The following is a 21,612-nucleotide window of genomic DNA, read 5'->3' as shown; positions in this document are numbered from 1 at the left end:
GGTTTTGACACCGGAGTGGTTCTTCTCCGGATTATTTAAAAAAAGAAAGAAGTGTAAATACCCGATTTACTTCTGCAGTAGTACTGCACCAACATCTGCCTGACCTACTGCTGCAGCATACCGTGAAAGGACACTGGTGAGTGGTCTTTGTGTCGGTTTCCATCCAGCCTTTCTCTTTTCAAGTTCGTCCGGACTGACCCCGAGTTCGATACTCTTTGTATGGAGATCGATTGAGATGCTGTCTCCCTCTTTGACAAAGGCAATGGGGCCTCCTACTGCAGCTTCCGGAGATACGTGTCCGATACAGGGCCCTCTGGTACCACCTGAAAACCGCCCGTCGGTGATGAGGGCAACTCTGCTGTATCCAAGACCGACAAGAGCGGAGGTTGGAGAGAGCATTTCCGGCATACCTGGTCCGCCTTTTGGTCCTTCGTACCTGATAATCACTACGTCTCCTTCGGTTATCTGCCGTTCAAGGATGGCTTTCATGGCATCGGCTTCACCATCAAAGACCCGTGCCGGACCGGTGTGTTTCCACATCTCGTCCTGGACCGCACCACTTTTTATGACCGCACCGCCTGGAGCCAGGTTTCCGGTCAGAATCATAAGGCCGCCGCTTGCATGAACCGGTGATTCAGGTGGTCTGATAACCTCTTTATTCACATACCTGACTGCATTGGCGATAGAATATGTGTCCATTCCGGAAACCGTCTCACAATTCTCCAGATACTTTTTAATCTGTCTGAAAACCGCCGGGATTCCTCCGGCATGATGCAGGGTTTCCATTGAATGCGGGCCTCCGGGCATCATGGAGGCGATATGGGGCACCTGGCCGGATATGACGTTAAATTCCTGCAGAGAAAAGGGAACGCCTGCTTCGGTTGCGATGGCCATCAGATGGAGGACGGTGTTTGTGGATCCGCCAAGAGCCATGTCCACCCTGATGGCATTGCGAAGACTTGCCGGAGTGATAATATCACGGGGAAGGACCTGCTTTTTCACCAGATCACAGATACGTTTTCCTGATCGGTATGCAAGCCGGAGTTTTTCTGCATAAACTGCCGGTGTTGCTGCACATCCGGGAAGAGACATGCCGACTGCCTCGGTCATACAGGCCATCGTGTTTGCGGTATAAAGGCCCTGACATGATCCGCATCCTGGCATTGCTGCAGCTTCCAGTTCATGTAGTTCCTCCTCGGTCATTTTTCCACCGGCAACCTTTCCGACTCCCTCAAATACATCGGTCAGGGATAGTTCGCAGCCATGATAATGACCGGGGAGCATGTTTCCACCGGTAACCACTATTGCCGGAATATTGCACCTTGCCGCTGCCATGAGCATTCCGGGAACAATCTTGTCACAGGTGCATACACAGACAATACCGTCGAATTTGTGTGCCTGGATCATGAGTTCCACAGAATCTGCAATATTTTCCCGTGAAGGGAGTGAATACCGCATTCCTTCGTGTCCCATGGCGATACCGTCGCATATCCCGATGGTATTAAATTCAAATGCCGTCCCGCCTCCGGCAGCAATTCCCTCGCGAACCCTCTCTCCCAGGTTTCGAAGGTGCATGTGACCGGGGACGATGGTATTCCAGGAGTTTGCAATCCCGATGAACGGCTGGTTCATCTCACTCTCATCAATCCCGAGAGATCTGATAAGCGACCGGTTCGGTGCCCGGGCGTATCCGGTTTTGACCTCATCACTCCGCATGATACTCATGAACAGATTGGGCCGACCAGAAGATAAAGGAAAGGATGGTGGTGCAAAAAATTTCATCACCTGCACCACCTATCCGGATACGTACAACCACATGGTGCATAAACCGGTGCGACCAATACTGATCATGGTCTTTACCTGCACACAATGTGGTCAATGTTGCATATACTTAGGTGACTATATCGTTATCGAGGAGCAGACCGGACCATACACCTACGCCTGTTCCTGTGTTTCCACCAATACTCCGTTTCAGGCTGTTGTGGATGAGGACAAACGGAATATATTTAATAATCGGGATTTCTCCGCTTTACATCCCCATGCCTGTCCTTTTTTGCGTCCGGCAGGAGATGACCGGATCGTCTGCACCATCCATAACACAAGTCCTGCCCAGTGTAAGATTTACCGGTGTGTAGCGGTCAGAGTTTATTCCGGTGATACCATGGTCGGGTATATCACCGGGATGGGAGCTCTTCATTCGAACGATTCCGGACTTCGTGCGTTGTATGAATCATGTGTATCAGATCTTCCTGCGAGTGATGAAGAGCGTGATTCATGGCTCTCCGGGTTTTTTAAAACCCACGGGTACCGGACAGAATAACCTGTCTATATAGAATCGAGCCAGTTAGCCAGGTCCGGTGCGTTGATGACTGTAACGCCAATATTTTTCATGTCAAGGACATTTGCCTCATGGATCTCCCTGGTCTGTGCCCCTGTTGCATCATTTACAAGGACCGTCTCGTAATTATATGCCATGGCATCAAATACCGTGGTCCTGATACAGTTCGGGGTCTGGATTCCTGCAATGACAACAATCTCTATTCCAAGAGTCCGGAGGGTCAGGTCCAGTCCGGTTCCGATGAATGCACTCATCCGGGTTTTTTCAAGCAGGTATTCTCCGGGCTTTGGCTTTAGTTCGTCAATGACATCGGCTCCGGGTGTCCTTCTTACTGCAAATGGCGTAGATTTGAATTTTTCAGCCCTGAACCATTCCACGTCAGATCCATCCGGGTGGTGGACCCGGACAACGTGAAAGATTGGAAGGTTTCGGGCTCTGAATTCTGAAAGAACCTGCGTTAATGGGCTAATGACATTTTCTGCTCCGGCAACCGGGAGGACTGCTTTTTTGGATGCAAAGTCATTTTGCATGTCGATGATGAGGAGAGCTGGTTTTTTCATGGTATATCGGTTAGGTTCCATCCATATAATGGCTATTCTCTCAGCAATCTTACATACTTACGATGAGAAATACTGAGTATGGTTTCCCTCAGGATCGGTACGATCCTTTTATTTTTCATCATCATTACAACCCCGATAACCGCAGAGCGGGTATTCTTTTCAGATGGTACCCTCTATAGTTCCTCTCTCTCAAAAGATGAAATCCTGGAACGGTTTGAAGAATATCCCAAAACCGGATCGGTAATCGTATTTCATGACACTATCTGTGAAACCTGCGAGGATGCGATGAAATATCTTGGTGATTTTGAAAAAAAATATCCGGAGATTGATATTGAGTACTATGATCTCCATCTTAATACAACAAATAAACTGATGTTCGAGGATTATATGAAAGAATATAAGCAGAAAAACCTGATGGCCCCGACCGCTTTTATTGGTCCGGCAGGGCTTGAAGGGGTTGAGAGTATAAAACTACTGTTTGAGCCGTTTACCCTGTTATATAATGAGTAATGTAGGTTCAAACGATTAGGTTTTCGATACTGTAATATGGATGGAGAATGATGAATATCATAATGAACGAGAGTTCTCATTCTTCTCTTCCATTTGTTCTTTCAAAACTAAATTCTCACATAGAAGAGATGAAGAGAAATTATGGAGTGACAAGGCTCGGCATCTTTGGTTCTGTCAGCCGGAGAGAAGATACATCTGATAGTGACATAGATATCCTCGTGGATTTAACTCCTGAAAAAGGGATATATCGGAGATATATTAACCTTGCAGATGAATTGGAGGAGATTTTCGGTCGCTTTGTAGATCTTGTAACTGTAAAGGGACTCTCTCTACACATGAGACCCTATGTAGAGCGTGAGGTGATATGGGTTTATGGATGATACAACATTTCTCTCTCAAACTCACTGTTCAAGTATCCATTTCCAGACCGGCATTACCCTGATATTTTCAGCTGGTTGTTCTTCCTGATGGAGTGTCAATATATAGCCATTTGAACCTGGAAACATATTATATGCCTCAATAACTCCATCGTACTCCCTTTTTTTATTTTCATCAGAGAGGTGCCAGCATACCTGGATTGCCATACATACTCTCCCTTGCTCGACGACGATAAAATCACATTCGTATTGTCCTTTAAGCCAGTATAATTCATACCCTCTTCTGCATAGTTCCAGCCACACGATGTTTTCAAGGAGAAGGCCATAGTCGTCTGAAAATCTGAATGCTACGGCATTACGAAGTGCTGTATCAATCCCATAATATTTTTGGTTCCGTGAGAGTTGTTTCTTCATTGAGTATTCAAAAGGAGAAAGACTTCCGATAAGATAACTATCTTCAAGATATCCAATCCAGTTTTTTAGGGAAACCGGGCTTTTCATCTGAACAATTGAAGCCAGCGACGTAAGACTTGCTTCTCTTGTCATGTTCGTATACAAGTATCTGCATAACAAACGAAATGCCTTGATTTCACGAATGGCATATCTGGCGATGATATCACGAAACAGAATGTCGTCAAAGGTTCTTCGTAATATTTCGGGATCAGGATCTTTTAGAAATTCCGGAAATCCCCCGTCTTCAATGAACTGATAAAAAAGACGGAGAGCTGCAGCAGATTCAATGGTGGTATGGATGCCGGTTTTATTCCAGGTAAATTGATGAAAGGTACAATATTCATCAAATCCGAAAGGGTATAATTCAATTCTTACATATCTCCCGGTCAGATGGGTTCCCAGTTCTTTACTCAGCATCTGTGCATTTGATCCGGTCAGAAAAATCCGGTATCCTTCATCATGCATCCTTCGAACAACCCGTTCCCATCCGGGAATATTCTGGATTTCATCTAAAAATACCGTTCTTACTCCGGGAAATAATTCCTCCCAGATAAGGAGCAGAGATCCTAAGTCATCATTGGTGGCTCCGATTAGCCGGTCATCATCAGCATTCAGATATAAAAACGAAGGGAATCCAAGTGATAATTGTTTTATGAAGGTGGATTTCCCGGATCTGCGAACTCCTGAGATGATTACAATTCTGTTTCTGCTCCGGAACTGTTCAGGGTCAATTCTCCGGGGTATGCCGGGATCCTGATTAAGAAACCGTTAATGTTGATCTCCAATTACTTCTTTAAGGATATGATAAGCTATCATATATTATCAATAAACAAAAATCTTTTTTTGTTTATTAGTAATAAAAGTATGGTGGAATTGCCTTACGACAAATCACCAGATTGTCCAGTTGGCTTTTATTTAGGGTGGGTTTTGAACCGTTTGCATTACTCTTCAATGAATAGGGAAAAATCTGGGATTTTCTAAAACCTGTTCGGATCTGTCATAACATCAATAATAACCGGACAATCCTGACTTAGTGCCCATTTTATCGCTGGTGCAAGTTCATGCGGATTTTTCACCAAAATTCCTTCACCTCCACAGGATTTGGCATACATGGCAAAATCAGGATTATGAAGAGTTGTTGCATAGTTCGGATATTGCTCAATCTGTTGTTCAACCCGGATCATTCCAAGTTCATGATTATTTAAAATGATCACGACCATAGGAAGGTGGTATTTTACAGCAGTAACAAAATCCCCCATTGCCATAGCAAATCCGCCGTCGCCTGTGATACAAAACACTGGTTTATCTGGGCATGCGATTTTTCCTGCGATGGCTCCAGGAAATCCAAACCCCATTGTTGCAAGGTATCCGGACATGATAAATTTCTGGCCGTTCATTCTGAAATTTCTGCCAAACCACCATCCATTTTCACCAACATCAAGGGATATTATCGCTCCTGCCGGGATCTCCTGAGAAAGGACTTCCATGATATAGGGAGGGCGGAGAGGGACTGATGTGTCACTGGCTTCAGATCTACGGGCTGTTTCCCACGGTGTTTTTGTTATGCTGGTCCGTTCCATGGCAGTAGAGTGGGATGATTGTGGTATTTTTGAAAGCAGATCTGATAGGACCTGTCCAACATCTCCAAAAACCGGGAGAGAATTTTTTCCTTTTCCCAGACGTATAGGATCATTATCAACCTGAATAATTCTGAGATTTTCAGGAACCCTGGTCATTTTAGAGAAACCAACACCAAGTGTTATAAGAAGGTCGGTGTGTTCCACCATTTCACGAGCTTGTGCTGATCCGACTGTTCCTAAAATGCCTGCATACAATGGATGATTCTCAGGTAGTATTCCTTTTGCACGGAATGTAGAAAGAATTGGTGCATCAATTCTTGCGGCAAATGACACCAGCAATTCCTGGTATTGAAATGCTCCCCATCCGGCAAGAATTACTGGTAATTTTGCTGAATGAATCTCCTTAATTACTATATCCATGGTATTTTTATCCGGCCGGATTATCAAAGACGGGATTGTTCCCCTGATATCAGTATACTCAGGGTCAACCGTTTCTTTCTGAATATCATTTGGAACAGATATCTGGGCTACTCCTTTTCTGACAACAGCATGTTGTACTGCCATTGTTAATATCCTGGCTGCCATTTTTTTATCATATATTGTATTGTTGAAAACTGTGATAGGTCTGAAAAAGCCATCCTGATCTATCTCCTGAAAACCCCCAGGACCTGCATATTGCATCTCAACCTGCCCGTTTAATGAAAGAACAGATGCCCTGTCTTCTTTAGCATCATACAGGCCGGTTGCCAGATTGGTAGCCCCGGGTCCTGCAATCGTCACACATGCTGCGATTTTTCCCGTTAGTTTATTGTACGCAGAAGCTGCCATTGCAGCATTCTCTTCATGACGGAACAGAAAAAACCGGGTATTATTGTTTTTACGAATGGCATCAATAATTCCAAGACTACTGGTTCCAGGAACTCCAAAATAATCAGTGATGCCAAAATGGACAAGATTTTGAATTAATACTTCTGATACGGTGGGAAGAGAGGATGTTTCCTGTTCGATAGGCTGCATTAGTTCAAATGCACGTTTTTCTGCATGGCATACCGGACAAAGCCATGTTTCTGGAAGTTTGGTGAATGGTGTCTCCGGGGGGACATTTGTCTGAGGATCCCCGTATTTTTCCTGATAGAGATATCCGCAGATTTTGCATTTCCATATGGCCATGATCTCCTCATTATCAATACAGTTGTTTCAATGTTGTGATCCAGGAAAACTCCGTCTCTACCGGGTAATTAAATCTTCCTTACACACCCACATTTCCTCGCCATTTCAGCAACCTTTGTCGCAACTGCCTGTGCAACCCCCCGGTCAAGTGGGTCCGGAAGAATCCTGTCCGGAGTCGGATCATTAATGTACTCGGCAATTGCATACGCTGCAGCAACTTTCATCTCTTCAGTTATCCTTGTTGCCCCGGCATCCAGAGCCCCCCTGAACACTCCCGGAAATACAAGAACATTATTGACCTGGTTCGGATAATCTGACCGCCCGGTTCCGATGATGGCTGCACCACCTGCTTTTGCTTCGTCCGGCATTATCTCCGGAGTCGGGTTTGCAAGGGCCAACACAATTGGATCCTTGTTCATGGTCCGGACCATCTCTCTTGTCACCAGGTTCCCGCTCGAAACACCGATAAAGACATCAGCACCTATTAATGCATCAGCCAGAGTTCCTTTCCGGAGATCCTGGTTTGTTTCATCTCCGAGGAGGTATTTGTAGATGTTATGGTACAAACCCGGTCTTCCCCGGTAAATAATACCGGTCCGGTCACAGACCGTGAGTTCTTTTACTGCATGGCATTCTTCTCCCTCGTACCCGATACACTTGAGCAGCCTGCAAACGGCATATCCGGCAGCTCCTGCCCCGGACACAACAACGGAGAGTTCTTTGTATTTTTTATCGGTCACTCTGCAGGAATTAAGAAGAGCAGCCATAACTGCGATAGCTGCACCGTGCTGGTCATCATGCATGACCGGAATACCAAGGTCCTGAAGTTCCTCTTCTATCTCAAAACAATGGGGAGCCGCGATATCTTCCAGGTTAATCCCTCCGAATACCGGAGCAATGCTTCTGATATGGCTGATAAGATCATCATGGTCTCCTTTGATACAGATGGGAAATGCATCTATTCCGGCAAATTCCTTGAAAAGAATTGCCTTTCCTTCCATGACCGGAATTGCAGCGTACGGGCCGATATTTCCAAGACCCAGAACCGCGGTACCATCGGTGACGATTGCGATACTGTTATGCTTTAACGTGCAGGAAAAAGCCCTTCTTTCATCTTCCGCAATATACCTGCATACATGAGCAACTCCCGGGGTGTATGCTGTTGACAGATCCTCCCTGGTCTTTACCGGCACCTTTGAAGAGATTGCCAGTTTCCCATGATTATCCAGGTGGAGAGCGAGTGATTTTTGCGCAATTTCCTCGCGGTCAATATCCATAGCAAGAAAGTCTCACCGGCCGGATATGAATCTTTGGGAATGGAAAAAAAGGGGAAAATCCGGGGTTCTGGTACGGATTTACCTTGAATGGTTTGCTCATGATAATTGTCGATGAAAAACAGCAATCTGGTGCTACGTAATTAAATGACTGAAAGAAGAGAGCGTTGCATGAAAACCGGGGAATTCCCCGGAAAGAGGAGGATGTTATGAACGCTATAAGTTCGGAGGTAGTTATCCGGAAACAATCCGGAAATTCTCCTGCCATCCCGGGGGGTGGCGGTGTGATAAGTAATACTACCATCCAGGGGGTTATATAATTAACGTAGTGTCCATCGACAGATACAAAGCGTGCCTATAAATCCGATGCTATGGACAACGTGGGAAAAACTGAAAAACGAAGAAAAACAGATAAAAAAGTTAGGCCGGGACAAATTTTGTCCCATAATGGATTGCGCCGCTGGATCCTTCTTCTCCGAGTTTCCTGAAGACCCTCTTTACCGGCATGCCGATTTTTACCTTATCAATGTCGCATATCAGGTGAGTGGTAAGCCGTGACCCCTCGTCAAGTTCGATGATTGCGAGGACATATGGAGTCAGGAGTTTGAAGTCGCCTGATGAACTCCGGATGATGGAGTACGTAACAACCTTTCCGGTTCCCTTGAACTGGTGATCAACAATCTTACCGTCTCTTCTGCAGTCCGGACAGAATGCACGGGGCGGGTAGAAATATTTCCCGCAGGTTGTGCAGTGTGTTCCGATAAGGTTGTACCGGTTCTGCTGTTTTCTCCAGAAACGTGCAACTGACATCTTATACCCTCCCGAATATGTGGCAGACAACCGTGGCTCCGGTACCCCCAACATTATGGGTCATTCCAATCTCGGTATCAATCTGCCGGCCTTTTGCATCGCCCCGGAGTTGTTTGACGGTTTCATAGACCTGTTTGACACCGGTTGCACCAACCGGATGACCACAGGCCTTAAGGCCTCCACTTGGATTGATTGGGATCTTTCCGCCGATTGCGGTCTGTCCATCTTCGGTCAGCTTACCTGCCTCACCCTTCTTACAGAACCCGAGATCCTCGATTGCACAGATCTCGGCAATAGTGAAACAGTCATGGACCTCGACAAACCCGATATCCTTCCGCTCAACACCTGCCATCTGAAATGCCCGGTTTCCTGCTGCAACGGTTGCATCAAGAGTGCAGATATCTTTCCTGTCATGAAGAGCAATACTGCTAGAAGCCTGTCCACAACCAAGCACTTTAACCGGAGTGTCGGTAAATTCACGTGCCCGCTCAAGCGGTGCAAGGATAACTGCTGCTGCTCCGTCGGTAACCGGAGAACAGTCAAACAGGCGGAGAGGATCTGCAACGAGAGTTGAATTGAGAACGGTATCCAGGGTTATCGGTTTTCTGAACTGTGCATTCGGGTTTTTTGCACCGTTTTCGTGGTTCTTTACCGCAACCTGTGCAAGTTGTTCACGGGTCAAACCGTACCGGTTCATGTAGTCGGTTGCAATCATTGCATACAGACCGGGGAAGGTAACTCCTGCAATACCCTCCCACTCTCTATCTGCTGCGGCTGCAAGAACATCGGTGGTGACCTCGGTTCCTACATCGGTCATCTTTTCGACACCTGCTGCAACCACGATATCAGACATCCCCGATGCAACAGCGGTATATGCCTGTTTGAATGAGAGACCTCCGGATGCACAGGCTGCTTCCACACGGGTTGCCGGAATATTATTTGTTGCAAGTCCGGCGTAGTCGGCAATAAGAGCACCAATGTGTTCCTGCTCGACAAACCGCCCTGCACTCATGTTCCCGACAAAAATCTCGTCTATCTGTTCACCGGAGATGTTTGCATCCTCGAGAGCAAGGGCTCCTGCTTCAACAAAGAGGTTCCTGAATGAACTCTCCCATTTCTCTCCGAATTTTGTACAGCCTACACCGATTACTGCAACTTCTCTCATTCCATCATCACCACTTTACCTTTGTGTTTTGCATAGACTGCATAGTCCACTAACTTCTTGTCTGCAAGGAGAGCAGACACAGTTGGTGCCGCATTCCGGTCAAAAACATCAGAATCAATTACGTCAGTGACGGTAAGGTCAAATGAATCGCTTCCGGAACCAGATCCGTAACTGGTCATAAAAATCCTCTCGCCCGGTTTTGCAACGTCAAGGACGGCAGAAAGACCAACCATCGAGGCACCGGAGTAGGTGTTTCCGAGATAAGTGACTGCAAGGCCAGCTTTTAACTGGTCCTTGGTGAATCCGAGCATGGAGGCTGCCTGCACCGGGAATTTGCCGTTTGGCTGGTGGAAGACTGCATAGTTATAGTCGGATGGTTTTGTTCCCATCTTCTCAAGCATCATCTTTGATGCTCCGATAACATGCTTGAAATATGCCGGTTCTCCGGTGAACCTTCCGCCATGTCTTGGATATGGCTTGTTTTCACGTCTCCAGAAGTCCGGGGTATCAGTGGTGAATGAACAGGTATGGTTGATTTCTGCAATCGGGTCTTTGTTCCCGATAATCATGGCCGCTCCACCTGCTGCTGCGGTATATTCGAGTGCATCGCCAGGTTCTCCCTGGGCAACATCTGCACCTATTGCAACCGAATAGGTGACCATATCAGATTTTACAAGGCCCATTGAGGTCTGGATTGCTGCAGTTCCTGCTTTACATGCAAACTCATAGTCTGCTGCTGTCATAACAGGAGTTGCACCGATTGCTTCACCAACCGTTACTGCTGAAGGTTTCACCGCATAAGGGTGTGACTCGGACCCGACATAAATAGCACCAATCTCTACCGGATCTATCTTCCGTCTTGCCATCGCAGCCCGAGCAGCTTCAACGGAGATGGTTATCGTGTCTTCATCCATGTCAGGCAGTGCCTTTTCATAAACGCCAAGGCCACGGGAGATCTCAGTGCCGTTTGCACCCCACACCCGGGCAATCTCTTCTACTTTTATACGGTAGCGTGGAATGTATGCACCGTACGAGATGATTCCTACCATTTTTCTTCCCTCAGTCTTTCCACGATGTCTTCGATTTCGTGTGTTGTGCACATCAGGGTAATGTTATCCTTTTCTGCCATTTTTGGCACAATTGGATGAACTTTCTCTGAATCAATACCATGGAGAACTACGCACCGGGGCTTGAAGGGAGTAACCCGGATTGCCACCATCGGTGACTTTCCGTTTGAAACTCCGGTAAAAATGAGCGCCCGCTCAGTGCTCCATCCGTATATCCGGTTAAATTCGCTTGCGGTAAGGTTCATAATTGCCTTGAGGCTGTCAATTACCGTATACCCGTAAATGCTCAGATTTACCTGGCCGGAAATAACCTCGGCACCAATTACGTTTGCGAATGTTGACAGGTCGATGGGATTTTTGTAATCGTGAAGGTCGTAGATTACCCCGTCTCCAATTTCAGCAAAGAGGAGAGATGCATACTTGTGAATGTACCTCCCACCCTTTCCTTCATCAATGGCAAGAATACTGTCAACAATCCGGCCGATAATTGCAGTGCCCGGACTTTTCCTCCTTCCGCTCTCGTAGTCACTTATGACAGACGGCGATACGCCAAGATATTCGGAGAGCTGACCCTGGGAAATGTCAAAACTCAGTCGCCATTTCTTCAGGGTTTTTCCCGGAGAATCAGAAAGAGTTATCTCCCCCGCCATCTTCTCCGCGAGCCGATGACGAAGTCCCGATTCCATGTTAGTACACTAGGATGCAGGGGAGTTATATAATTAACGAAGGTTCAATCGACAAAGAGCGTAATACGATCCGGTTACAATTGCCCTTCCTCTTTGGCTCTCCTTGTTAAACAGGCTTTCATCTTCTCCAGCACTTGTTTAGCCTCTTCCTCAGTTACACCGGGATCGCGGAATCTGAAATACCGTTCACAGGGCATTTCATCACACTGACCACAATGGTCCAGATGTTTCATGTTAACACAGCAATCATAAACCGGACAGGTTTCAATATCAACATATTCTGCCCAGAATATTGCCCCCTCTGATTCATCGCATCCCTGGCAGTCTTTTTCGTAATGGTCGCATTCATCACAATACAAACCACATACGGTTGGAATTAATCCGGACATGGATAATAGTCTGGTCCGGAAGTGAATTAATCTCTTTGTCAGGATATTTTAAATGCGAAATTTTGCATATTTTATAAAAAACAACCAATAATTTTTAGCTTTTTGTTCAATAATTTTATGGTATGGAACATCGATAGAACATTTGTCTGATAGTCAGACAAGAGGAGATAGACATGGCAATCATCAAACGTGATCCATTCAATGTGTTCAGAGGTGAACTGGATAATATGTTTGCAGAGATGGAAAACCGTTTTCAGTCATTTTTTCCTACATTTCCTGCATATTCCCAGGGAGGACGTGAACTGGCTCCGGTCTTCTCCGGCGGTTTTACGATTGATGTGAAGCAGCAGGATGATCAGGTTATTGCGAAAGCCGACCTTCCGGGTTGTAACAAAGACAATGTCAAAATCCGGCTTGTCAGACCCAACCTTCTTCAGATCTCCTGTGAACGATCTGATGAGATGGAGCAGGAAGAAAAGGACTTTTTTATTCGGGAACGGTTCTTTGGTTCGGTCAGCCGGAGTGTCCCCCTGCCTTCAGATGTGACTGATGAAGGTGCCAGTGCAACCTTTGAAAATGGTGTGCTGGAGGTAAAATTTAAAAAATCAGAAAAGGAATCCGGAGGGGATATTCCTATCAGTTAATCCTCTTTTTTATCCGGAAGTATCATAGTGAATGTGTATATCGGCTGAATAGAGACGCTTGCATTTTCTGTGGTCATATCCAGGACATGACCACCTGCATCCCGAGCATCAGTGATGAAATGGGTATGGAATCCTGCATAGTTGACTCCCTGCATCCACTCCGGGAACCAGAACCCGCTCACTGTTCCGGAGATATTCTGAAGGTGAAATACTGACTGGTCTTCGATAACTTCACTGAGCGAAGGGTATGGTTCTTCCTGGGGTGGAACGCTCCGAACCGTGATTTCCGGAAATTCTCCGTCAATTCTGAAGGCGTATATGACATTTTCATCCGGAAATGAATCATGGATATTTGCAAGCAGGGTATCTTCATTCATGGTTTCATTTAGATTGATGAGATATTCCGGGTCAAATGTGATGGTATTTGCAAAACATATTCCGGTATCTCCCTCAGGCTTTAGGACTGATCCGTCATGTTTTATCTGATAGATATCTCCGTTTATCTGGGTCAGTTCTCCATCAAGGTCTTTAAATCCGCCAACTCCGAAATTTCCAAAGGATTTCATCTCATCAACGGTGATAACCTCTGAATAATTTCCGGATTCTACCATGGCGTAGGTGGATGCCTGGTACATGACTGGTGAATCAGAAATAATATCAGAATAAGCCGGGATTATCAGAATGGCTATGATCATTACAAAAAACAGAAAATGCAGCTTTATTGAAGATGTGTACATAGTATCATATAGTCGCTCATTGTTTTTGATGGTATTTTTCAGGGGAAAAAAGAAAATTATTTTATTTCTTAATATCCGGGTTCAGGATATGGATGAAAACCTATGGCAAAGTAGGATCGGTCTCCGATTTTTCCACCAAACCTTCCAAATGACATTTTAGTAAGTGTCACCATGTGTTCCTCATCAGGAGTTATACCCGTGTTTTCGTAACCATACTCCTGGATTAACATCTTGTTCTCATTTGGATAAATTGTCAGGCGCCATTGGGAAGGATAATTAATAAATTCGTCATCACCTAAGAGAATATTATTCAAATAAAATCCATATTTGTTGTTTTTCTCTCCAATAATTTGATCCGTTGTTGCGCTATAGCCTAGCGTCCCGGATGATGCCGTCATAAAGCGACCCTCGGTAGAAGATATCCAATACTGAATTGAATGCGAAGGATCTGCTACATAATCAGCGTATTGTCGTATAGTCCAATTATAGTTATCCCTTCGTGCAGATAAATCAGATGATAAAGTCTCCATAATGGTGATATTTTGTTGAGCTTGATTCATTACCGATTTATTCTGGATGATTGCTTTTCCATCAAATAATGTTAAACCCACATTACCTTTATTTACCAACTTATTTTCTATCAGATAGTCATTTTCATCTTTATTGAGATTTTTTACGCTTTTTTCTGTTATTGCCGCAGAAGCAGATATTATACAACATAGGAATACAGCAATTATAACAAGGATAACCGGGTTTGAGTATCTTATTTTTCTTGCCATGTAACTTGCATTCATTTACACTATAATTAAGATATGCCATGCAATAACAGACCTAAATTTTATAAAATTTGGATATTTCCAATCCTTTGCAGAAATGTTGAAAGCACTGTTACTTCTTCATGGCAAATTTTATCGTTTCCCACATCCTTTCCTAGTTCATGAATTCTAAATATGTACCTTATATCCTCATTTTGGGACTTTTTTTCCTCATACTCCATGTATCAGTATTCGCCGCAAAAATCCCGGTTAGTACCACAATTTCAGACATAAATGTATCTACAGATTCAGGACAATTAAAAGCAACCGATCAAAAAAGTACTCAATCTGCACCGATTAAGGTGAATGAAACAAAGACAAGTGGTCTTGTTGGAAAAAGTGCGATTAATACCCTGGCAAAGGAAGAAAGTATAGACGAAATCAGTCAGAAACAGGGAGTTGCAGCACAATCACTTCTGGATATGATGCAACTCACAGAGGATGAAATTAAATCTGGTCCGTATGAATATTCACAATGGGTAGTAATAGGAGGAACGGCTGCAAGTATTGATGAGTTTGATCAGAAGGAATTTTTATCCCCTGGACACCAGCATCACCATGATCTCGGACTTGGCGGAGCATTATTGCCTGGAGCAACCGTCAAGTTTTATATCTCGGTTCCGATAAATCCGGATGCACATATCAGGTACGTACGACTTACCGATCATGGTTCTTCCTGTACTATTGAAAAAATCCTTGTGAAAAGCGGTCTTATGAATATTTACGAATCGGATAATGTTATCCGTCCAGAACCTGTTGAAACACTTCGTACTTATTATTTTGATTTAGGGGAATACAGGACATTTGATCAGGGGATGGAAGTAATTATTCATGTAAAATGCCCCGAAACAACAATTGGCTGGGCAGGTTATGATTTAGTGAATGCTGGGGCATTCATGGAGTGGTAATGGAGAAATAATCCCCAATTAATTTTTACTCGAAGCTACTCAGCACAAACCATGTATTCTTTTGTATCATCCTGGCAATCCCCTCTGGTTATTAAGATTTTTCACTTGCATTCGTTCGAGAAGGGCAATCGCATTGTCGATGACATGGGTGCCGGTGATGGTTGCGGTATCTGAAAGTATTACCACTCCTACCTGAAGATCAGGATTCCAGGCGATTGCTGCCTGGTGTGCATTTGTTTCTCCGGCTTTTTTAATAATGGTCGTCCCATCACTATTGTAGATGATTTCCCAGAAGAGGCCTATTTCACTTCTTGGTGGGCCTTCATACATCTCTGCAACCGGAATATGGGATTTTTCTATGGCACCGGATAGTGATGTATCCAAAAGGCCCATTTGTGCAGCGAGGAATACAGCCATATCCTCCGCATTTGAATGGATACCTCCGGTAGCGGTCCAAAAATCATTAAATCTGATAAGGTGAGCCTCATCTGTCGGGTATTCATATCCCCGGTACCCTTGGGCTCTCCGGTCAAGGTCGTCAAGGGTCCAGATAGCCCCGGTGCTGGTCATTCCAAGGGGCGTCAGGATTTGCTTCGATAACAACTCCGGATACGAAACGCCCTGAGAAAGGGCAATCGTATCTCCGGCGATTGCTGCCCCGAGGTTTGAGTACAAAAACTGGTATCCGGGGGGAGCAAGCAGTGAACTATTGCTTACCGAGGTGTAAGTATCATCGGCAGTCATGGTCTGAAAATGCTGCATTGAATGTTCAATCTGGTCAGCATAAGATAACAATGAATCATATTCAGAAAACTTGTCCGGAGAAGCTGGTAGTCCTGACCGGTGGGTTGCCAGGTCAAAACCGGTGATCTCCAGTCCTTCATAATCCGGAAGTCTGTATCCTCCGGAAAGCCAGGTGTTTGTCGGGGATGAGAGATTATACACTCCCCTAATCTCGCCGTCTGCCATGAGGATTCCGGTCATGACCTTTGAGAGTGATCCAATATCAAAAAGTGTCTCGTTTGACGGTGTGTCCGGTGATTTTGGTTTTATATTGCCATATGGGTGGATGGCATATCCGTTATGGTCTACCATGACCACCATGAGACCATTACTCAGGTTATACTCAATAAGGGGAGTAATATACGGATCAATTTCTTCTTTTGTCATGGCAGAGAAGTGGTCACGTGTGGATTCTCTCCAATCGTCCGGTGTAGGTACTGCAGCTCCGTGAAGACAGAAAGCCAGGATTATGATGAGAGCGGATATGGAATGAAAACCAGTCATTCTAATAAGTCATCTATTGGCTCAATCTCATTTTTATATGTTTATGAGATTATCAGGATCAAAAACAAGTGATGGTTCTCTGACATCGGAATAGTATAAAACCGGTTCAAGTCTTTATAATCTTAAGTTATACCCGGAGAGCAATCACATCCTTCCGAATGGCAGATTTCAAACAAAAAACCGAAATCAGGGAAGATGGCTATCCATGAGTTTGAGAAATTCCTCTATCGTATCTTTTGAATATGGCCCTTCTTCATACGCAATCATCAGAGTCAGCCGGTTATTGCATGTTGATACAACGGTAAGGAAACAATATGGCCAGCATACACAGGGGATTAACCATGCATCCTTCAGATTGAGAGTATTATTATCCGAATTTCCTGCTGGATTGACCCATTCCAGATCAATGACTCCGATGTTTGAGAGGACCGGATTTTTCTGACCGGTTGATGCATATTTGGTCTTCATACCCTCGAAAAACGATCTGACCTCCGGCATTCCTTTCTTATGCAGATCTTCAAACATGGTAAAACAGGATGGTCCAAGACCTCCATTTATTCGGGCTTTTAGTTTTTTTACTACATCACTGATGATATCCGGCAGTGTCTCTTCTTCAAGAATCCGGAGCTGTATTTCAAATGCAATCGAGTAATTCATGGGATTGCTGGTTTCAGATACGGGGAGCAGCCGTCTCATATCAGCGGTTGTCAAAATACCTAAGGTTGAATTATAATCCTGTGGATTGTCTCGTATCCGGATCATTGCCATGAAAAATGCCGCAATGAGTATATCATGGACACTTGCCCCATGAGATCTTCCAAATGCTTTGATAGTTTTCAGCCGGTCTTCAGGGAATGTCAGGTATGCAAGTTTTGGAATTCCCTGATTGGTGTTTTCATGGGGAAAACGCCAGTAATCCTCGAATATCTCCGTATCTGTCTCGGCATTTTTTAGTTCCTCCTCCGAATAGGTAGCCAGTAGAGCCTGTGATGTCCGGTCATATGGTTCCAAGGGCTCCGGAGTGTAATCCGGATCTCCTGCTAACCGGCGGTAAATATCGAAGAGTTCTCTGGATAGGAAAAGGATCGCTCTCGCATCACAAAATCCATGATGGCAGGTTACACATATTTTGTTCGTTTCCTCTCGCTGATACAGGGTGACCCGTATCTGTGGTCCGGCATAGACATCCAGAGGGAGGGGCATGTAGTCCGGAGGTGTCAGTCCTGGTTCTGAATCAATGACAAAGGCCTGTTCCCATAAATTTTCCGATAATTCTTCCCAGAATGGGGTATCGTTAATGATGGTGAATTTCGCATGAAGGTAAGGGTTTGCCGCTACCATCCGGAGGGTTGCAGTTTTAAGGCGTTCGATGGAAATTTCACCCGAGATTTCAAAGACAACATGCATTGAGGGTTCATAGATACATTCGTATAAGACATTGAAGACGTCAAAAGCAGATGCCGGGTATCTTTTCGGTATTTGGGTCATTAATTCGTATTATGTTTATTCTCCGGTGCGATTACCCTATCGTTTTATATGGATAATTCTGTCTGAAATCTGGATTTCAGGATTGGTTTTTGTCCTCTTCAAGGACTATCATTTCTGCTTTAGGTCGTCCATATTTTCAATAAATAAGCTCTGTTTATCTGTTGTTTAATCGCCGGTACCTGGATAATATATCCGGATAAACCGGATAGTATTAATCAACAAGGCTTTCTTTGTCAAAGAATATGATCATATCTGATAAAAGATCCCCTCACCTGGCATACAGATGATGTGAGTTGCATAAATTTTATAATCGATAATACCCGGAGTTGAAGAGAAACGAGTAATTATTCAGGATCACAGGGATTGAAAAAACTGCTTTCTTATCTGGTCATTCTCCTGTTTCTTATTTCTTTTTTCATTCCGGTAATGGGAGACAGACTTCCCCCGCCTATACCGGAAGTGTATTACTTCACGTTTGATGGATATCCAATTCCAACCCTGCCGGAAGAAAAAGAAAAACCCGATGCAAACAAGTGGAGAATCATTGGGTTTTCGAATAACGGAATCGGTTCTTCCTTTCTGGTCCATGAAGACGATGAATTATATTTTTTCAACCGGACATTGAACAATCAGTCTGATCTGGATTCTCGCCCGGAAAGGCATTCTCATGATATCTTCTTCCCTGATTCAGGAAATACGACGTACGATTCGATTTCTTACCTGTTCCGGAATAGGTCAGAGGTCCGGATTGATCCAGGGTTTTTATATCAGATAACAATCAGTAATCATCCGGACATAGAGAATACTTCTCCAGGTTCTTCATCTCGTCAGGGGACTGTGCTTTTCTCCGGAGAATCTGAACATCTGGTTAATATGACCGATCCTGTCTCCGAGTTCTGGGTCAGTTCAGGCAGGCAGTTTGGGGTGAATGTCTCTTTCTCCCTCATTGGACCGGCCGGATATCACCTGAAAATCTTCAATGAGACCGATGACCTGATATTTAATATCACCGACTGGCAAAATCTCCCCTCCGGATTCTCATTGAAATCCGATTCACATCAGGTGACTATAGATCCTCATATATTGCCAGATAAACCTCTGAGATTTGTCCTGAATCAGGTTCTTTCAGTGTCCGGAATCGATCCCCGTTCATCCGTTCCTGACAGCAATACCGTGTTCCGGATTACCGGGACCGGATTTCATCAGGGAGACGAGGTTTTTCTCATGAAAACGGGAGAGTACTCACAGGCGGGATTGAATGTTACAATCACCTCTCCCGTATCTCTCACTTGCCAGTTTCCTCTGTCAGACATAACACCAGGGTTCTGGGATCTTGGCATGAGGAAGGGAGATGAGAGTTTTATTCTCCCTGATGCTCTATTCATTAAAAAACCGATAGTTATTCCTGTTATCACCGATCTGGATCACGTTATCTCGGATTCCCTCTCTGCTATATCGGCTCCGTTCTCGAAATTCATCGGAGATGTCATCCAAACAGTAGATGAAGATACCGGTCATGGTGATTTTGGGATTACTCAACTATCAGATCCTTTTCACCTGACAATTAAACTCAAAGCTATGAATCCGAACATGGATAGTCCCAAAGATGGGAAATATCGATCAGATCTGCATAATTCAGGTGTCTATGATGATGGTGGCATCCGGCCGGACATTGATGAATTTTGGAGTTTTGAAGTTGATACAGATACTGGATCTGGTCCGGTTGTCGTCAACAAGACGGTTTACTTTGGCAGCGGACCGGGTGTGTACGCTCTTGATGCCCTGACAGGTCATAAAGAATGGCAGTTCCTGACAGATGATAAGGTCTATTCCACTCCTGCAGTGAATAACAATACCCTCTATGTTGGAAGTTCCGATTCCTGTCTTTATGCCCTTGATGCTTTATCCGGCCAGATGAAATGGAAAATGAAAACCGGAGAGGCTATCTATACCTCGCCGGCAGTAATAAATAGAACAGTCATTTTCGGAAGTTCTGATTCCTATGTCTATGCCATTTCGGTAGATGATGGTCATATTCTATGGAGTCGGGAAATTCCGGGATCAACCAGTCCGGCAATTGATAACGATCTTGCATATGTAGGGAGCATCGATTCATTCGTATATGCTCTGGATACTGATACCGGAGAAATTGTATGGAGATATCAAACCGGTGGGCCCATCCAGTCTACTCCGGCGATTGGATATGGCATGGTTTATATCGGAAGTGATGATAACCTGGTCCATGCCATTGATGCCAGGTTGGGTATTGAAAAATGGCGTTTTCAGACCGGGAGTTATGTGATGTCAAGTCCGGCGGTATCAGATGGAGTAGTCTATATCGGAAGTGGTGATACCTGGGTATATGCCATTGATGCCCTGACCGGAGAGCGGAGATGGATGTGTGAGACGGGAAAAGATGTGCGGTCTTCTCCCATTTTTTCGAATGGTATCGTGTATGTGAAAAGTGATGATTCCCGCCTTTATGCCCTCAATACCAAAAATGGTCCAAGAATCAGATGGATGTTAAAAACAGATGATTCCTATGATATTTCAGGTCTGGCTATTGGGTATGGATTATTATATCTCCGCGATGGTGGCACGATGAAAGCTCTTGGGAATTCTCCGGAATTTCGTATATTTTGATAATTTTTCCGGATTATTCTCCTGTTTAATCCGGATTATTCCGGTCGGCAGGTAGGCAGACTTAGGTAAAACAAAGTTATCCTTCGGTTCCAGGTCCGTCTTTTTCTTCTTCATAGAAAAAAACATCTTCAAGCCCCACACCGAATACTCTCGCAATCCTAAATCCAACCTTCATCGACGGGCAGTACTTGTCTTTTTCAATAGAAATTATGGTATTTCTGGTCACCCCGATGAGGTTTGCGAGTTCTTCCTGGGTCATGTCACGCTCGGCTCTCAGTACCTTAATCCTGTTTTTCATGAACTGGACCCTTTAGTATTTACGGAGGTAATAGAGGTTAAAGACTCCGAAGAGTAGTAATAACGCAGCAACGCTCAAACCGAGTGTCATTCCGATAGTTCCTTTTCGCTCATTATCCCGGAAACTCTCCCGCCGGAACTGGCAGTATTCCATTGCTTCATACTCATCCATAGAATCTATTTCAGAAATTGTCGTTGAGCGGATAACAGAATCCGGATTCCCACATAAACCCGACTGATACACTGTTATTTCCATTGATCTTGTCCCGTTATCATCTGTCTGATATTGGCCGGTGATTTTCGGGGAAAGGGGGTCACTTATCACGGATGCATAAAGTATTACGGCAGTAATAGAGGCTGTTGCATAGATGGTAAAAAAAAATCGTTTGTGATCCATTAGACTTTTGTGTATGA

Annotated in this window: 22 protein-coding genes; 6 read left to right on the top strand and 16 right to left on the bottom strand. The window is 44.7% G+C overall.

The features are described from left to right. Window positions 1–66: 66 nt before the first annotated feature. Window positions 67–1,716, bottom strand: a complete 1,650-nt coding sequence (gene ilvD / locus DLD82_RS06455) for a dihydroxy-acid dehydratase (RefSeq protein WP_109940295.1) — start codon at window positions 1,714–1,716, stop codon at window positions 67–69. Window positions 1,717–1,723: 7 nt separating this feature from the next. Here ilvD and DLD82_RS06450 point away from each other — a divergent pair, with 7 nt between their 5' ends. Beyond that, window positions 1,724–2,320 (top strand): YkgJ family cysteine cluster protein, encoded by a 597-nt coding sequence (locus DLD82_RS06450; protein ID WP_245920387.1) that lies wholly within the window; start codon window positions 1,724–1,726, stop codon window positions 2,318–2,320. A 5-nt stretch (window positions 2,321–2,325) separates the two neighbouring features. Here the strand turns inward: DLD82_RS06450 and DLD82_RS06445 are convergent, their stop codons facing one another. Further along, window positions 2,326–2,898, bottom strand: coding sequence for a cysteine hydrolase family protein (locus tag DLD82_RS06445; RefSeq protein ID WP_109940318.1), 573 nt, complete (start codon window positions 2,896–2,898; stop codon window positions 2,326–2,328). A 78-nt stretch (window positions 2,899–2,976) separates the two neighbouring features. On the opposite strand from DLD82_RS06445, the gene DLD82_RS06440 reads away from it, so the two are divergent. Then, the gene (locus DLD82_RS06440) at window positions 2,977–3,408 is read left to right on the top strand and encodes a hypothetical protein (RefSeq protein ID WP_109940294.1); all 432 of its coding nucleotides are present in this window, start codon (window positions 2,977–2,979) and stop codon (window positions 3,406–3,408) included. Between the two features lie 47 nt (window positions 3,409–3,455). Then, on the top strand, window positions 3,456–3,788 hold the full coding sequence (locus tag DLD82_RS06435; RefSeq protein WP_219968308.1) for a nucleotidyltransferase family protein: 333 nt from the start codon (window positions 3,456–3,458) through the stop codon (window positions 3,786–3,788). A gap of 21 nt (window positions 3,789–3,809) precedes the next feature. Here the strand turns inward: DLD82_RS06435 and DLD82_RS06430 are convergent, their stop codons facing one another. From DLD82_RS06430 to DLD82_RS06395, 8 genes are all read right to left on the bottom strand, one after another. Further along, window positions 3,810–4,931: an ATP-binding protein gene (locus DLD82_RS06430; protein ID WP_281267991.1), complete on the bottom strand. Its 1,122-nt coding sequence runs from the start codon at window positions 4,929–4,931 to the stop codon at window positions 3,810–3,812. A gap of 284 nt (window positions 4,932–5,215) precedes the next feature. Beyond that, a complete protein-coding gene (locus DLD82_RS06425) occupies window positions 5,216–6,988 on the bottom strand; it encodes a thiamine pyrophosphate-dependent enzyme (RefSeq protein ID WP_109940292.1) in 1,773 nt (590 codons plus the stop codon). 68 nt (window positions 6,989–7,056) lie between these two features. Next, window positions 7,057–8,265, bottom strand: coding sequence for an NAD(P)-dependent malic enzyme (locus DLD82_RS06420; RefSeq protein WP_109940291.1), 1,209 nt, complete (start codon window positions 8,263–8,265; stop codon window positions 7,057–7,059). A 417-nt stretch (window positions 8,266–8,682) separates the two neighbouring features. Next, complete coding sequence (locus DLD82_RS06415; protein WP_109940290.1) at window positions 8,683–9,072, bottom strand: Zn-ribbon domain-containing OB-fold protein; 390 nt, start codon at window positions 9,070–9,072, stop codon at window positions 8,683–8,685. 1 nt (window position 9,073) lies between these two features. After that, window positions 9,074–10,237: a thiolase domain-containing protein gene (locus DLD82_RS06410; protein WP_109940289.1), complete on the bottom strand. Its 1,164-nt coding sequence runs from the start codon at window positions 10,235–10,237 to the stop codon at window positions 9,074–9,076. Next, window positions 10,234–11,286: a hydroxymethylglutaryl-CoA synthase gene (locus DLD82_RS06405; RefSeq protein ID WP_109940288.1), complete on the bottom strand. Its 1,053-nt coding sequence runs from the start codon at window positions 11,284–11,286 to the stop codon at window positions 10,234–10,236. Before DLD82_RS06405 ends, DLD82_RS06410 begins: the two co-directional genes overlap by 4 nt. Next, the gene (locus DLD82_RS06400; RefSeq protein WP_109940287.1) at window positions 11,280–11,990 is read right to left on the bottom strand and encodes a helix-turn-helix domain-containing protein; all 711 of its coding nucleotides are present in this window, start codon (window positions 11,988–11,990) and stop codon (window positions 11,280–11,282) included. The genes DLD82_RS06405 and DLD82_RS06400 overlap by 7 nt, the downstream gene beginning before the upstream one ends. A 74-nt stretch (window positions 11,991–12,064) precedes the next feature. Further along, window positions 12,065–12,379 (bottom strand): DUF3795 domain-containing protein, encoded by a 315-nt coding sequence (locus tag DLD82_RS06395; protein ID WP_109940286.1) that lies wholly within the window; start codon window positions 12,377–12,379, stop codon window positions 12,065–12,067. Between the two features lie 173 nt (window positions 12,380–12,552). Here DLD82_RS06395 and DLD82_RS06390 point away from each other — a divergent pair, with 173 nt between their 5' ends. Further along, on the top strand, window positions 12,553–13,023 hold the full coding sequence (locus DLD82_RS06390; RefSeq protein ID WP_109940285.1) for an Hsp20/alpha crystallin family protein: 471 nt from the start codon (window positions 12,553–12,555) through the stop codon (window positions 13,021–13,023). Here DLD82_RS06390 and budA read toward each other — a convergent pair. Then, window positions 13,020–13,718, bottom strand: a complete 699-nt coding sequence (gene budA / locus DLD82_RS06385; protein ID WP_181391290.1) for an acetolactate decarboxylase — start codon at window positions 13,716–13,718, stop codon at window positions 13,020–13,022. The two genes, DLD82_RS06390 and budA, sit on opposite strands and share 4 nt — an antisense overlap. Window positions 13,719–13,828: 110 nt before the next feature. Further along, on the bottom strand, window positions 13,829–14,539 hold the full coding sequence (locus DLD82_RS06380; RefSeq protein WP_146199712.1) for a hypothetical protein: 711 nt from the start codon (window positions 14,537–14,539) through the stop codon (window positions 13,829–13,831). Window positions 14,540–14,697: 158 nt separating this feature from the next. On the opposite strand from DLD82_RS06380, the gene DLD82_RS06375 reads away from it, so the two are divergent. Further along, window positions 14,698–15,483, top strand: coding sequence for a hypothetical protein (locus DLD82_RS06375; RefSeq protein ID WP_109940282.1), 786 nt, complete (start codon window positions 14,698–14,700; stop codon window positions 15,481–15,483). Between the two features lie 66 nt (window positions 15,484–15,549). Here the strand turns inward: DLD82_RS06375 and DLD82_RS06370 are convergent, their stop codons facing one another. Both DLD82_RS06370 and DLD82_RS06365 read right to left on the bottom strand, forming a co-directional pair. Further along, window positions 15,550–16,770 carry a serine hydrolase domain-containing protein gene (locus DLD82_RS06370; protein WP_109940281.1) on the bottom strand — a complete coding sequence of 407 codons (1,221 nt, stop codon included), beginning with the start codon at window positions 16,768–16,770 and terminating at the stop codon, window positions 15,550–15,552. A gap of 186 nt (window positions 16,771–16,956) precedes the next feature. Further along, window positions 16,957–18,258 (bottom strand): condensation domain-containing protein, encoded by a 1,302-nt coding sequence (locus DLD82_RS06365; protein WP_109940280.1) that lies wholly within the window; start codon window positions 18,256–18,258, stop codon window positions 16,957–16,959. A 363-nt stretch (window positions 18,259–18,621) separates the two neighbouring features. On the opposite strand from DLD82_RS06365, the gene DLD82_RS06360 reads away from it, so the two are divergent. Then, window positions 18,622–20,901, top strand: a complete 2,280-nt coding sequence (locus DLD82_RS06360; RefSeq protein WP_109940279.1) for an outer membrane protein assembly factor BamB family protein — start codon at window positions 18,622–18,624, stop codon at window positions 20,899–20,901. A gap of 76 nt (window positions 20,902–20,977) precedes the next feature. On the opposite strand, the gene DLD82_RS06355 is transcribed toward DLD82_RS06360, so the two are convergent. Both DLD82_RS06355 and DLD82_RS18890 read right to left on the bottom strand, forming a co-directional pair. After that, entirely contained in the window at window positions 20,978–21,199 is a 222-nt protein-coding gene (locus DLD82_RS06355) for a helix-turn-helix transcriptional regulator (RefSeq protein WP_109940278.1), read from the bottom strand. A gap of 12 nt (window positions 21,200–21,211) precedes the next feature. Further along, window positions 21,212–21,612: hypothetical protein (locus DLD82_RS18890; protein WP_219968307.1), on the bottom strand; the 401-nt coding region annotated here is incomplete at its 5' end.

This window comes from Methanospirillum stamsii, from assembly GCF_003173335.1.
GTDB classification, from domain to species: domain Archaea; phylum Halobacteriota; class Methanomicrobia; order Methanomicrobiales; family Methanospirillaceae; genus Methanospirillum; species Methanospirillum stamsii.
Note: the sequence above shows the minus strand (reverse complement) of the source record. Positions and strands in the feature narration are given on the sequence as shown.